Genomic DNA, 14,420 nt, shown 5'->3' on the forward strand with positions numbered 1-14,420 from the left:
CACATATGCCTTAAAAGTCAGGGCAAGGAATTATTTGACTGATTAAATTTATGCTTTACCTCTGGATAATACATCAAAAGCTACTGCCATGATGAAGATAATGCCTTTTATAACATATTGATAGGAAATACCAACTCCCATAAGATTCATGCCATTTGTAAGGGACATTATTACCAATGCGCCCACAATTGTATTTGCCACTTTACCGATACCGCCTTTAGTGGAGACACCACCAATATAGCAGGAAGCTATTGCATCCAGTTCGAATCCGCTTCCGGCAGTTGTAGTGGCCGACTGGAGCCTTGAAGTAAACAGAATGCCGCCTAACGCAGACAGCATACCCATGGATGCGAAAACAAAATAGAGTGTCTTCTTAACGTTAATTCCGGATAATGCTGCTGCTTCAGGGTTACTGCCAACACCGTATATATACCTTCCCAAACGTGTTCTGTTCATGAAAAAATTGTAAATTAGAACCACAATGCTGACAATTACTATTGTCCAGGAAAGACCGCGGTAGTTTGCCAGTGCAAATGAAAGCAGACCTATCATAACGGAAAAGAACAAAATCTTTAATATAAATACTGGTGTAGAAACCGTTTCAAAATTATACCTTTTTAATTTGTTTCTTGCATTTACCTGAGAAATAATTACCAGGATAATAGCCACGGCACCTGCAACAAGGGTAAGCATATGGAGACCACCGGACTTTTGAAAATCAGGAACAAAACCATTTGACAGGGCATTGAAAGTCTCATTTGTAACCAGAATTGTGCCTGTTGCTTCGGTAATCAGTATAAGCAGACCTCTGAACCCAAATTGAAAAGCCAGGGTTGTTACAAAAGAAGGAACTCTAACTTTTCCAATGATGATTCCCTCTGTAAGACCTATAACAGCACCAAAAAGCAGGATAATAATTATAATGAGCCATACAGACATATTTGTCCTCATCATATAAGTGGCAGCTACCGCCCCTAAAAATCCGGCGACATAACCTACAGAAAGGTCAATTTCTCTAATGATAAGCACAAGTGTCATACCCACTGCTATAACGGCTATATATCCAGTCTGATTTACAAGATTTGTTATATTTCTCGGAGTTAAGAATCCACCGCCCGTTGCTATGTTAAAATAAATAAATATTACAGCTAATGCAATATACATTGCATAATCCCGTACATGTGTTTTCAACAAAAATATTACTTCATTAATGAAGCTCATTTTTTCTCCATTATTTCCAGTCATCCTATAACTCCTCCTAGTATTGTTTTGTGGCCATAGCCATTATATTTTGTTCCGTAGCATCTTTAGCAGGGATTTCTCCTGTTATGCGACCGTTGGACATGACGTAGATACGATCGCTCATGCCGAGAATTTCCAGCAGTTCGGAAGAAATCATAATTATGCTTAAGCCCTGTTCCACCAAACGATTCATTATTGTATAAATTTCATATTTAGCACCAACATCAATACCCTTTGTTGGTTCATCCAGGATTAAAACTTTAGGATTGGCAAAAAGCCACTTGGAAAGGGATACCTTCTGTTGATTTCCTCCGCTTAGGTTTTCTACTATTTGACTTATAGAATAAGCTTTTATATTGATGGAATTTTTGTAACGGTTTGCAACCACTACTTCCTCGTTCTCATTAATGGAGATACCCCGTATTAATGATTCCAGGTTTGAAATGGTGATATTGAATTTGATATTATGCGATAAAAACAGACCGTTTCCTTTTTTATCTTCTGTTACATAGGCCACTCCTGCCTTCATTGCATCCCTGGGATGGGGAAAATTTTTCTTTTCGCCGTCTACATATATTTCACCGCTTAAAATCTTGTATTTTGGAGTATTACCAAAAATGCTGAGCGCAAGTTCTGTTCTACCGGCTCCCATCAAGCCTGCCAGTCCAACAATTTCACCTTTCCTTACGTAAATATTGATATCGTGCAGGATTTCCCTTTCTTTATCAGGGTCGTACACAGTCCAGTTTTTTATTTCAAATGCTACATCACCAATTGAATCTTTTATGCGTTTTGGGTAAATATTTTCAATTTCCCTTCCAACCATGTACTTGATTATTTCTTTTTCAGTAAGAGGTTTATCATGGGCATCCATGGAACAGATAGTCATTCCATCACGAAGTACGGTTACTGTATCAGCTATGGATATGACTTCCTTTAGCCTGTGGGAAATCATAATGCATGTAATACCTTCATTTTTTAGTTCACGCAGGAGATTTAAAAGATTTCTGCTGTCATCTTCATTAAGTGCAGATGTGGGTTCGTCAAGTATCAATAATTTTACATTTTTGCTTAAGGCTTTGGCGATTTCTACCAGTTGCTGGCTTCCGACACGGAGATCACGTACCTTAACGGAAGGATTTACATTTAGACGCACTTTTTTTAACATTTCGGAAGCTTTGATAATTGTTTGATGCCAGTCTATAAATCTTCCATCCATTATTTCATGGCCAAAATATATGTTTTCATATACAGTCAGGTCAGGTATAAGAGCGAGTTCCTGGTTAATAATTGCAATTCCGGCTTTTTCACTATCTGATACTGAAAAGAACTTCTGGACTTTCCCTTCATAAATAATGTCTCCGGTATATGTTCCATATTTATATATACCTGATAGAATTTTCATCAGTGTGGATTTGCCTGCACCGTTTTCTCCAACCAGGCAATGAATTTCTCCTCTTTTTACCTTAAAGTTGACTCTGTCAAGGGCTTTAACACCTGGAAATGTCTTGGTAATATTTCTCATTTCCAATATGTAACCGCTCATACATTTACCTCCTTGAAATTCGGAAATGAGGGGATGCTGAGAGTATGCACCGGGATATATCAACTAGATATATCATTTAGACATATAAGTGGGATGCACCATTTAGATATACCATATATATCCAACATATATATCTACTATTTTGATATATCAATTATTAAGTTATATCCTTGGAATATATCATTGTGATATATTTTTAGGATATAACTTTAGAATATATCTTTAGGGTATATCAGCAGAAAATATCATTAGGATATATCGTAAAAAGGGGGGCAAACAGGCCACCCCTCTTATTCACAAGAAATAAACTATTTCAAGTTTTCCCATCCGGTGTAGTTGTTTTTATCGTAATAACCTGTGTCAAAAAAGACTTTCTTGAGATTGTCCCTTGTAACTACAACTACATCAGATTGTATGGAGGGAACATCTATGACATTATTATTGTATTGTGCATTTACCTCGGGTTTTTTACCGCTTAAAATGGTGTCAACCAGGTTCATTGTATCTTTAACCAGCATAGTGGGATCTTTAAATACTGTCATGCTTTGTTTCCCATCAATTAAGTACTGGATAGAGGCAGCAACACCATCTGCACCGGTGATGATCAATTCTTTTACATCTGCATCTGCTCTAAAGGTATCAGAAAGTGCACGGCAGGTATCATCATCGGGGCCCAGTACATAACATACATTCTTATTTTCCGGAGGATTAGCTGTTAAATGAGCTTCTGCAAGGGTTTTAGAGGTTTCCATGCTCCATTCGGTATCTACCTGGCTCATAATTTCAGACATTTGTTCGCGTGTGAGATCTTTGATGTTTGCATAACTTTGAGCTTTGTCTGAATTTCGTACGATAAAGGTACCGTCTGCGATTTTAGGCTGCAAAGCCTCCCATTGTCCCTGGAAGAACAAGAATGAGTTATTGTCAGTAAGGGCTCCTGAATAAAGATAGAGATTGTTTCCTTTACCTTTTGCCTGATCTACCAGATATTGACCCATTGCTCTTCCAACTGCTACGCTGTCGAAAGTTACATAGTAATCAACAGCGCTGGTATCCATAATCAACCTGTCATATGAAATAATGGTTATTCCTTCTGCTTTGGCTTTTTCTACGGCAGAAGCTGCAGCGGTTGCGTCAAAAGCGCATAGAACCAGTACTTTGATTCCTTTTTCAATCAGGGATTCAATGTTTGTTTTTTCTACAGCTGAGTTTGCCTGGCTATACATGATTTCGGCCTTATATCCTTTTTCTTTGATTATTTCTCTGAATTTGGCCTCGTCAGCAAGCCATCTGGACTCATCTTTAGTGGGAAGAACGATTCCTACATCTATTTTTCCTCCTGTAGTGGAACCAGGTGTCGCACAACCAGTAAATATGCTTGTTATCAAAGAAAAGCACAAAAATAGTACAATTACTTTTTTCATAGAAACCTCCTTGATTTATTTTTACTTTTGCCTTTGCAGGCAAAATGTTAATAAACTTGAATGGTTAGTATATACTTAAGGACCATAAATCATGGCCATGAACTGATATAGGGACTATAATTTATTTTATGTTCCTGTTTATTATCATATTTATTTTTGTTTATTAATGGTTTAATGTGATGTTTCTTTAGTTGAGGAAACTATGGCCAAATAAAAAATACAGCAATACTCAAATTTGCCGTACCTAAAGCTGAAATACTATGGCGAGCAAATGAATTACAGCGGATCCTGTAAGGTAGAACTACAGCGGAGGGATCAATTGCTGTTGAACTATTGTAGCATTTAATGTAGAATTTTTCCTTTACAATTATTATAATATACTACAAAATATTCCTATGTCAAATATTTCATGTTTTAATTTATACTTACATGATAATACATGTTAAAATATAAATATAATATGATGCTTAATACTTCAAATATGATGTCTTAATACAAATAGGATGTTTTAATAATTCAGACAGGAGGAATTTTCTTATGTCTATTCTTGTTACAGGTGGGGCAGGTTATATCGGAAGTCATACCTGTGTGGAACTGCTTGAATCCGGAGAGCATGTGGTAGTTGCCGATAATCTTTCCAACAGCAAAGAGGAATCTCTGAGAAGAGTTATGGAAATTACCGGGAAATCTCTTATATTTAAAAAAATAGATTTACTCGACCAGGACAGCCTTGAAGAAGTATTCAAAGAAAATAAAATTGAAGCAGTTATTCACTTTGCGGGTTTAAAGGCGGTGGGTGAATCGGTATCTGTTCCATTGAAGTATTATAAGAACAATATTACAGGCACAGTGGTGCTTTGTGAAGTTATGCAGAAGTATGGAGTAAAAAACCTGGTATTCAGTTCATCGGCAACTGTATACGGTGATCCGCATAAATTGCCTATTACTGAGGATTTCCCATTATCTGCCACCAACCCCTATGGACGGTCCAAGCTTATGATTGAAGAAATATTACGGGATTTATATGTTTCAGATAATGAGTGGAATATTGCAATTCTCAGGTATTTTAATCCTGTTGGAGCTCATTCCAGTGGCAGAATAGGAGAAGATCCCAATGATATTCCAAACAACCTGATGCCATACATATCCCAGGTTGCAGTTGGGAAACTGAAAGAATTAAGAATATTTGGAAATAATTATCCAACTAAAGACGGAACTGGCGTTAGAGACTATATACATGTGGTAGATCTGGCTAAAGGTCATCTGAAGGCCCTTGAAAAACTAAAAACAAAACCTGGGGTTGTTACTTATAATTTAGGAACAGGAACAGGATATAGTGTTCTTGAAATGGTTAAAGCTTTTTCAGAAGCCTGCGGCAAACAAATACCATATAGATTTGTGGACAGAAGACCGGGAGATATTGCAGCCTGCTATGCAGACCCATCCAAAGCAGAAAAGGAACTGGATTGGAAGGCTCAAAGAGATATTTATCAGATGTGTGAAGATGCATGGAGATGGCAGTCAAACAATCCTAATGGCTATGATGGATAGAGCCTAGTTTTGACTACAGACTTGACCAATGATTTGACTTTTGACCTGACGAATGAGGAGAAAAACAATGAATAAACCAGTACTAGTTATTATGGCTGCAGGTATGGGGAGCCGGTATGGAGGGCTTAAGCAAATTGACCCTGTGGGTCCCAGTGAAGAGCTTATAATAGATTATTCCATTTACGATGCATATAAGGCTGGTTTTGAAAAGGTAGCCTTTGTTATTAATAAAAATATTGAAAAAGCATTCCGGGAGACTATAGGTAAAAGAATAGAAGGAAAGCTGGAGACAGAATACATTTATCAGGATATAAATGATGTTCCCTCTGATTTCCTTGTTCCTGAGGGAAGAGTCAAACCATGGGGAACAGGCCATGCAGTATTAAGCTGCCGTAAAAAGATAAATTCGAATTTTGCTGTAATTAATGCAGATGACTATTACGGACCTTCTACTTTTAAGATGATGTACGATTATCTTAAAGAATTAAAAGACATAAAAAAGGATACTGGCTTTCAATACCAGTATGCTATGGTAGGTTTTATTATAGAGAATACCCTTTCTGAATACGGACATGTGGCAAGGGGTATCTGTTCTATAGATCAAAATGGTTATCTTAGCAGTATAGTAGAGCGTACGAAAATTAAGAAGTTTGATGATGTAGTCAAATATTATCAGGAAGGAGAAGGCTGGTTGCCTATACCTCCTGGAAGTACTGTATCTATGAATATTTGGGGCTTTACACCCAGTATTTTTAGAGAATTAGAAAATGGTTTTTCTTTATTTTTGCGAAATAATAAGGAAAAGGAAGAAAATATTCTTAAAGCAGAATATTATTTGCCTGAAGCGGTAGGAAATCTTATCGCAGAAGGCAAAGCCAGGGTGAAAGTTCTAAAGTCCCAGGAACGCTGGCATGGTATTACATATGCCGAAGATAAATTAGCTTTAAAAACTGCCATACAAGATATGATAAACAGGGGGATATACCCTGAAAGCCTTTGGTAAGAGGGACAGTCCTTTACTTTTAATATACTTTCTGGTATATTATGCTATGATGTGTTACACTAATGTTGTTTCTCAGGAATATTGGACAACAAACTCTAAACAGGTTTACAGATTGGTTTTTTATTAATAATATTGATTTAATCTATTCTATTCGGTAGAATAGAAATGAATTTTATGAAAGGGTAAGGTATTTACTAATGAGAATTGGCTAATTCGGCAAAAATTTAACCTTGTTTTTAAGTGTTAAACATTTAAAATTCAGAAAACTCATATTTTTGTGCTGGATTAGCCTATAGAATGGCTTTGTGGGGTAAGCTTTATATAAAATTTTATTTATTATTGGAATTAAATTCAATTTATTATATAGCAGTATAGCGATATAACATTATCGCAACTAATATGGCAACCTAATTAAATAAAGTAACCAATTTAATTGCCACTTAAATTACCAATTGTTTTGCAAGTACGGATAATATCTTTCCAGCACATTATCTGATGTGAGAGGAGAGATTTTTTTATGCTTATTTTAGAAGCTGGAAATGTAAAAAAATACTATGGTGACAGACTGATCATAGAATTTGATGAGCTAAAAGTATATATTGGAGATAAAATAGGTATTATAGGACAAAACGGTGCAGGGAAAACCACTCTTATGAATATATTGTCCGGAGAAGTAGAGCCGGATGAAGGTTTTGTGAGGCAGTACTGCAATATAACATATATTCGCCAGTTTTCTGATGAAATGATAAATGCTGATCAAAAGATTTTAAGTGAATTTAACTTATCACAAAAATTAAATCAGAAAGTTTATAGCGGTGGGGAAAAAACCAGGATTAAAATTGCCAATGCCTTCAGTAATGAAAATTTACTGCTGTTTGCAGATGAGCCTACTGCTAACCTGGACTATAAAGGTATAGAGCTCTTAAAGCAAAAGCTTTATAACATCGACTCCTTTTTGCTTATCAGCCATAACAGAGACCTTCTGGACTCACTGTGCAATAAAATTATTGAAGTAAGAGAGGGAAAGATTAAGATATATAACGGTAATTATTCTGCATATAAAGAGCAGCATGAATTGGAACTTAGAGGTGCTGAACAAGAGTATGAAAAGTATATTTCTGAAAAAACTAAACTGGAAAACGCTATAAAGGACAGGCAAAATAAGTCCAAATCCATGAAGAAAGCACCCCGGAGAATGGGAAACTCTGAAGCAAGGCTTCATAAAAGGGAAGCAAATGAAAAGCAGGAAAAAGTGGATAACGCGGTAAATAGCTTAAAAACCAGACTTCAAAAGCTTGAGGTAAAAGAAAAGCCCAGGGAATTACCCCAAATTAAGCTTGATTTCTCTCTGACAAATCCTCCAGAAAATAAAATTGTTATTTCTGCTGAGAAGTTAAATTTCAGTTATGGAGAGAAGGTAATATTTAATAATGCAAAATTCCAGATTTATAAGGGTTCGAAAACTGCGCTTTGGGGCGAAAATGGAACAGGAAAGACTACATTGTTGAATCTGATTTACAAGAGATTTTGTGAAGATACACATAAGGACATATATATTGTGCCTAAAGCAAGAATAGGTTATTTTCATCAGAACTTTGAAAATCTGGTTTATAATAAATCTGTACTGGAAAATGTAATGATGGATAGTGTTCAGAATCAGACTGTGGCAAGGACTATATTAGCCAGGCTGCTTATTTCGGGAGATGATGTATACAAGAAGGTTGGAGTATTAAGTGGCGGAGAGAAGATAAAGGTATCCTTTGCTAAACTCTTTGTATCTGCCGCAAATGTTATATTGCTGGATGAACCAACAAATTATCTTGATATGAAATCCATCGAAGCTCTTGAAAATGTGTTGGGCAGCTATGAAGGGACGGTTCTTTTTGTTTCTCATGATATTTCCTTTGTAAATGCTGTAGCTGACAGACTGTTTGTTATTGAAAATGGAACAATAGGACAATTTGAGGGAACTCTTGAAGAATATATGGACAGAAGAAACAAGATGCAGACAACGGATAGAACACCAGTTATTGATGAAACTGAGCGTATAGCTTTGCAAATGAGAATAGCTGAGATTGTGGATAAACTATCAAGAGGTGATGGGGATAAAGAAGCTCTGGAGGCAGAATACAAGCGGCTAATAGCACATCTTAAGTGATTTTTTTGTAACTAAGTTTTAGAAGAAGCATTTTACCTTTTGTACTATTAATATATTTAAGCAGGTTATACTATTGAGGTAGACTGTTCCTTAGAATAATTAGCTGTTAACTTTCAGGAAGTGATGAGGATTCTGTATCCTATTTGCGTTATAATATGAATATCTCATCATACAGTGTGATTTTTAATCACTTTTGATGATATATTTTTTGGTGGTATATATGAAACTCAATATACGATATCATTATAAAGAAGCAAAGACAATTTTATCCCGGTATAATGGAATGAATATATTTCGGGGCTGTACCCACGGATGCATTTATTGTGACAGTAGAAGCAAATGCTATAACATGGACCATGACTTTGAAGATATTGAGGTTAAAATAAATGCTCCAGAACTATTAGAAGAAGCCCTCCGGAAAAAAAGAAAAAAGTGCATGATAGGAACCGGAGCAATGTGCGACCCTTATATGCATATTGAAACTGTGCTGAATTATACGCGTAAATGTTTGGAGATTATAGAAAGGTACGGTTTTGGTCTTAGCATTCTGACAAAGTCAAACCGCATTTTGCGTGACTTAGATATCCTTAAAAGTATAAACCTGAAATCAAAATGTGTAGTTCAAATGACTCTTACGACTTATGATGAAAGTCTCTGTAAAATTATTGAGCCTGCTGTCTGCACCACCAAAGAACGCTATGAAGTGCTAAAAATTATGGGTGATAACAGGATTCCAACAGTTGTATGGCTGGTCCAATTCTGCCGTTTATAAATGACACGGAAGAGAATTTAAGGGGTATTCTGGATTATTGTATTAAAGCAAATGTATACGGTATTATTTGTTTTGGTATGGGCTTAACCTTACGGGAAGGTAACAGAGAATATTTTTATTCAAAGCTTGATCAGCATTTTCCAGGACTTAAACAAAAATATCAGAAGAAATATGGATACAGTTATCAGGTGATAAGTGATAACAACCAAAGTCTAATGAGAATTTTTTATAGTGAGTGCAAAAAGCATGGCATTATCAGTAATAACGACGAAATATTCAAGTACCTGCATACTTTTGAAGATAAGCAGCAAATAGAACAAATAAGTTTGTTTTGAAAATATTTTATTTTTTTAAACATTTCTACATCTTCAATCGTATTAAAAGTGAAAGGGGGAAGTTAATTGCAAAGTTCTTTATTACGTACGAATGAAGAGCTGGTTCAGCTATATAATCGCCATGTGGATACTGTCTATCGTGTTTGTTTTATGTATATGAAAAATAAGGCAGATACCGAGGATATGGTTCAGAACACATTTATTCGGCTTATGAAGGATAAGACAACTTTTGAAAGTGTAGAGCATGAGAAGGCATGGCTTATCAGAACTGCTACAAATTTATGTAAAGATCACTTCAAACACTGGTGGTCAAAAACAGTGCATATTAATCAGGCAGAAGAAATAGCGGTTGAGCAGCCTTTTGATATCGACAGTAACCTAAGAAAGGTAATGGAACTTCCCTCTAAATACAAGACTGTCATATATTTATATTACTATGAAGGTTATTCCACTGAAGAAATAGCAAGTATTTTGAAAAAAAATCCATCCACAATTAGAGGCTATCTGCACAGAGGTAGAAAGCTTTTGAAGATGGAAATGGAAGGTGATCTTGAGTGAAAAGAGAGGACTTAAAGAATTCTTTTAATAAAATTAAGCCAAGTGAATCCGCTAAAAAGAGAATGCTGGATAATGTTTTAACAAACATTGACAGAAAAGAGGGAATCTTTATGACATTGTTTAATTTTAAAAAAGCCATCCCCGCTTTTGCTATAATAGTTGTTATCGCGGGAAGCATTCTGGTCTACAACGTGATGGAGGGAAAATATAACAGCGATATATCTCCGGAAAACATTATTACTAATGATGCCAGCTTGGGAAGAGAAGACTTTGCAGCTCCGATTGTAAATCAGTTTCAGATAGATGGCAAGCATTATATATTATTATCTGAGGAATTAAGAGCGGATTATGGTTTGCCCGCTGTAATAAGTGAAGGTGATATTGGTGAAAAGATTACCGATATCACAACGAGTCCTGACAAAAGCCTTATAGGAAGTGAAGTATTTAACTATATACCAGCAGGAGGAGAAGCAGTTGTAGCTGTAAAAAAGGATGGTGAATATCAGCTTTACAGGTTTTTTACCTTTGAAAGTTATAACAACAATCAGGATGAAGATTCAATTGAATATTTGAAACTGTATGGTATTAACAAAGCAGATGATATTCTAAAAGTTCAGTTCATAGGCCATTCGGAACAGAGCAAGCTGGAAGGAAGGATTGATATCATAAATGAAATAACTGAAAGAGATGAGATCGCAGGGTTTTACGATTTTTACTCCCCATTGAAGAACTCCAGTGATAAATATTTTGAGAGGCTGTTTAATTTCAGAAATACAGTTAACGGTAACAGAAATGTTAAAATCGATATAGCACCAGATATTGCACCAGATATAGCACCGGATATTGCGCCTGATAAGGTACAGGATATAGCACCGAGAGTAGCACCGAAAATAGATCCGTCTTCTGTTGCAGAAGACTTGCCGTTAAGAAGAGAGTCCGGGGATAGTGCCAGCGTAGTTTCAGGTGATACTCCAATAACAAACGATAACAGAGTATCGTCCGGTTCACCAAATGGTTTAGTGGATATGGGCAATGCCGGTTCAGGAACGGTAGAATCCAGCAGGGGTTCTATAGGTGAAGCATTGACAAATGTTATAACCATAAGAATATATAATCGCTATGGCATATATTACGATTCACCATACTATATAAACTTAGGCTTTATCAGCAGATATGAAGTAAGTGAAGAATTTGCAGCTTTTTTGAGTAAGTATGAATAAAGGAGAGGGGACAGTCCTGCACAATGTATCATGCTGACTCTATCAAAGTTTAGCAAGTAATTCTGTGGGCAAAATTCAATAAAGCAGGAATGTCCCCATATTAAATTTATTCATATCTTGTAAACATCAGATTATCAATATAAAAATCATCACCTGTACCTTTTGTAGAGCCGCTTTGGAATCTCACACGGTCTATGGTGGAAAAAGTACGCCACTTTCCTGCTGTACCAATCAGTACATCATTAATATATATTTTGGCACTGGTTGTATCCTGAGCTTCAATGCGTATTTTACTCCAGGTGTTAAAACCAATTGTACCAGGACCTCCTATTACATTCCATGCACCGTTGTAATATTTAACACTCCCATCGCTGAATATACCTATGTGGAATACATTATTTGTATTTTCATTTCCACCGCTGCTTAAACAGATTACATTCCCATTAGGAGCTGCGACAGGATATATATTAAATTCAAGCTCTTTATAACTGCTCGCTTCAGTTGTTCTTACTACATTTGTAAGTACTGAAGCAGAGTTATCATATATCCTGAGAGATTTGGTACCTTCATAAGCCTGGGCGTTGCTTACCACACCGCTTGCCCCTACTACAGAATAGCCCATGGGAACCTGACCCACCGTGTCATATTCAAATGTATCTAGTGAATAAAGTTCAATTTCATTCAGCACAGGCCAGCCCTGTGATTGTGTTACAACTACTTTTACATGTTTTGCAGGAATTGGAGTTGTAAAATTGGTATACTTTACTTCATCCTGACTTTCATTTACATAGCTCTTGACCGGATCGCCCCAGTTAACGCCATCAGTTGAAAAGTATATATCCGCACTTTCTTTATAGCTTGACCCTGCGTAACTGGGTTTGAGACATATTCCAAGGGTTGTGATATCATAAACTCTGTCCAGGTTTATGATATAATGGCTTGGCACCGTGGAATTACCCTTGAAAGCAGCGTTAAAGTAACTAACGCTTCCATCGAAGGCACCGGATACGCGTACACCGGGATAATCAGGACTGGTCCAGGTCATATCAGTGTTAACCGTTATCTGGCCCGCATTATATTTAGACAGGAGATTAATTTTCTGGCCTTTTCTGGCTCGCGGTTCCCAATCAGATAATTTAGTATATGTTCCTGCTATAATCTGATTGTGAGTATCATAATATACAGTCAGTACTCTGTTGTCATTGGTAAGCACACTGCCGGGGTAGCCCATGTCATATACACTGGAGCCGCTGGAAGCGTAAATCAGTCTTGTAGGAGTATAGTTCCAGCCTTTTTCAGGATAATAGAGTTTACCTTCTACAGCTCTGTCCCCACCGGATGCTCCTGGTCTGCACCATGTTGTGAAAAGCCTTGTATCATCTATCTTATAGAAATCAGGTGCATGCATTGTAGTACTCGTAACAGTATATAAGGACCAGGTGGCTCCATTATCTGTAGATCTGTAAATGTTGCCGGATGGTCTTACGATGCAATATACTATATTGTTTCCAACATAGGCCAGACCAGCTTCGTTATTATCATAAGCTACTGTTGTTTCCGAGCCCCATGTGGCACCACCATCTGAACTTTTTGATATGGTTACTCTTGTTCTGCCATCAGGATCAGGTCCATAAGTAGCAAGCATTAACTCCCCGTTTCCAACTTCTATTGCAGGTCCACAAATAGCATTATATCCATCCTTGTTAGTAGTAGGAACCATCACAGGTGTGCTCCATGTTACACCTCCATCGCTACTTTTGCAAAAGTAGGCACCTTTTACTTTGACTGCATCGACATACCTGTATAAAAAGAAAGTCAATGCGAGATCTCCATTACTTAACATATTAATATGATTACCCCTTACATCAAAACCCTGGGCTCTCTGGTCTAATATAGTTACAGGTGTACTCCAGGTAGCTCCATTATCTGTACTTTTAATAAGCCTTACTACACCCTCTATATCTCCACCATGAGTAGGGCTCCAATAGTAGGAAACATACAGATCTCCATTTGATGATTTAGTTATGCTGGGGAAGAATGGCTTGTTTGTTCCGTTGCTACTTACAAGCAGTACATCATAGGTTTCCGGATTTGATAGGCTTGCGTTTACCATCGGCATAGGAATACAGATTGTCAATAATACAAATACAAGCACAAATACCATAGTCTTCTTCAACATTCTTATCATCTCCTCTCACTTTTTTAATTTTATTTTTATTCAAGAATTTAATTTTGTTTTTTACTTAAAAATGCGTATATTTAGAATGTTAATGCGTGTGTTCAGCAAATTACATTAGTGTTGCAGTAGTAACGAAAGTTGCAAAATAGAGATGTAGATAAAGATACAGATAAAGTCAAAAGTATGTGTGCATGAAAGTTAAAATAAAAATGTAGACTAAAGGATATATACAAAGGTGCAGATAAAGATGCGGACTAAAACATGTGTTCAAAAAGGAGCAAATTAAAATGCAGACTAAAGCTGTATATAATGATACCAGAAATTAAGACAGACAAAACGGCCAAAATAAGTTAGAATGGAACTATGGAAAAGAGAAGAAATTTTACACCGGAAGAAAAAGCAAAAATAGTGATTGAGGTCTTAAGGGAAGAA

Annotated in this window: 9 protein-coding genes and 1 pseudogene; 6 read left to right on the top strand and 4 right to left on the bottom strand. The window is 36.5% G+C overall.

The annotated features are described in order from the left end of the window. Positions 1-48: 48 nt before the first annotated feature. The 3 genes from GXX20_05975 to GXX20_05985 form a co-directional block, all read right to left on the bottom strand. Positions 49-1,221, bottom strand: a complete 1,173-nt coding sequence (locus tag GXX20_05975) for a sugar ABC transporter permease (GenBank protein HHW31209.1) — start codon at positions 1,219-1,221, stop codon at positions 49-51. Positions 1,222-1,258: 37 nt separating this feature from the next. Then, positions 1,259-2,788 carry a sugar ABC transporter ATP-binding protein gene (locus GXX20_05980; protein HHW31210.1) on the bottom strand — a complete coding sequence of 510 codons (1,530 nt, stop codon included), beginning with the start codon at positions 2,786-2,788 and terminating at the stop codon, positions 1,259-1,261. Between the two features lie 308 nt (positions 2,789-3,096). Next, entirely contained in the window at positions 3,097-4,212 is a 1,116-nt protein-coding gene (locus GXX20_05985; protein HHW31211.1) for a sugar ABC transporter substrate-binding protein, read from the bottom strand. 537 nt (positions 4,213-4,749) lie between these two features. Here GXX20_05985 and galE point away from each other — a divergent pair. The 6 genes and pseudogenes from galE (at position 4,750) to GXX20_06015 (ending at position 11,809) form a co-directional block, all read left to right on the top strand. Beyond that, the gene (gene galE / locus GXX20_05990) at positions 4,750-5,763 is read left to right on the top strand and encodes a UDP-glucose 4-epimerase GalE (GenBank protein ID HHW31212.1); all 1,014 of its coding nucleotides are present in this window, start codon (positions 4,750-4,752) and stop codon (positions 5,761-5,763) included. A 67-nt stretch (positions 5,764-5,830) separates the two neighbouring features. Further along, on the top strand, positions 5,831-6,766 hold the full coding sequence (locus GXX20_05995; GenBank protein HHW31213.1) for a nucleotidyltransferase: 936 nt from the start codon (positions 5,831-5,833) through the stop codon (positions 6,764-6,766). A gap of 517 nt (positions 6,767-7,283) precedes the next feature. Next, entirely contained in the window at positions 7,284-8,924 is a 1,641-nt protein-coding gene (abc-f, locus tag GXX20_06000; protein ID HHW31214.1) for an ABC-F type ribosomal protection protein, read from the top strand. A 283-nt stretch (positions 8,925-9,207) separates the two neighbouring features. Then, positions 9,208-10,031, top strand: a pseudogene (locus GXX20_06005) (radical SAM protein). A 66-nt stretch (positions 10,032-10,097) separates the two neighbouring features. After that, positions 10,098-10,589: an RNA polymerase sigma factor gene (locus GXX20_06010; GenBank protein ID HHW31215.1), complete on the top strand. Its 492-nt coding sequence runs from the start codon at positions 10,098-10,100 to the stop codon at positions 10,587-10,589. Further along, complete coding sequence (locus GXX20_06015; GenBank protein HHW31216.1) at positions 10,586-11,809, top strand: hypothetical protein; 1,224 nt, start codon at positions 10,586-10,588, stop codon at positions 11,807-11,809. Before GXX20_06010 ends, GXX20_06015 begins: the two co-directional genes overlap by 4 nt. 106 nt (positions 11,810-11,915) lie before the next feature. Here the strand turns inward: GXX20_06015 and GXX20_06020 are convergent, their stop codons facing one another. Beyond that, positions 11,916-13,988: a hypothetical protein gene (locus GXX20_06020; GenBank protein ID HHW31217.1), complete on the bottom strand. Its 2,073-nt coding sequence runs from the start codon at positions 13,986-13,988 to the stop codon at positions 11,916-11,918. Between the last annotated feature and the right edge of the window lie 432 nt (positions 13,989-14,420).

Source organism: Clostridiaceae bacterium, assembly GCA_012840395.1.
Classification (GTDB): domain Bacteria; phylum Bacillota; class Clostridia; order Acetivibrionales; family DULL01; genus DULL01.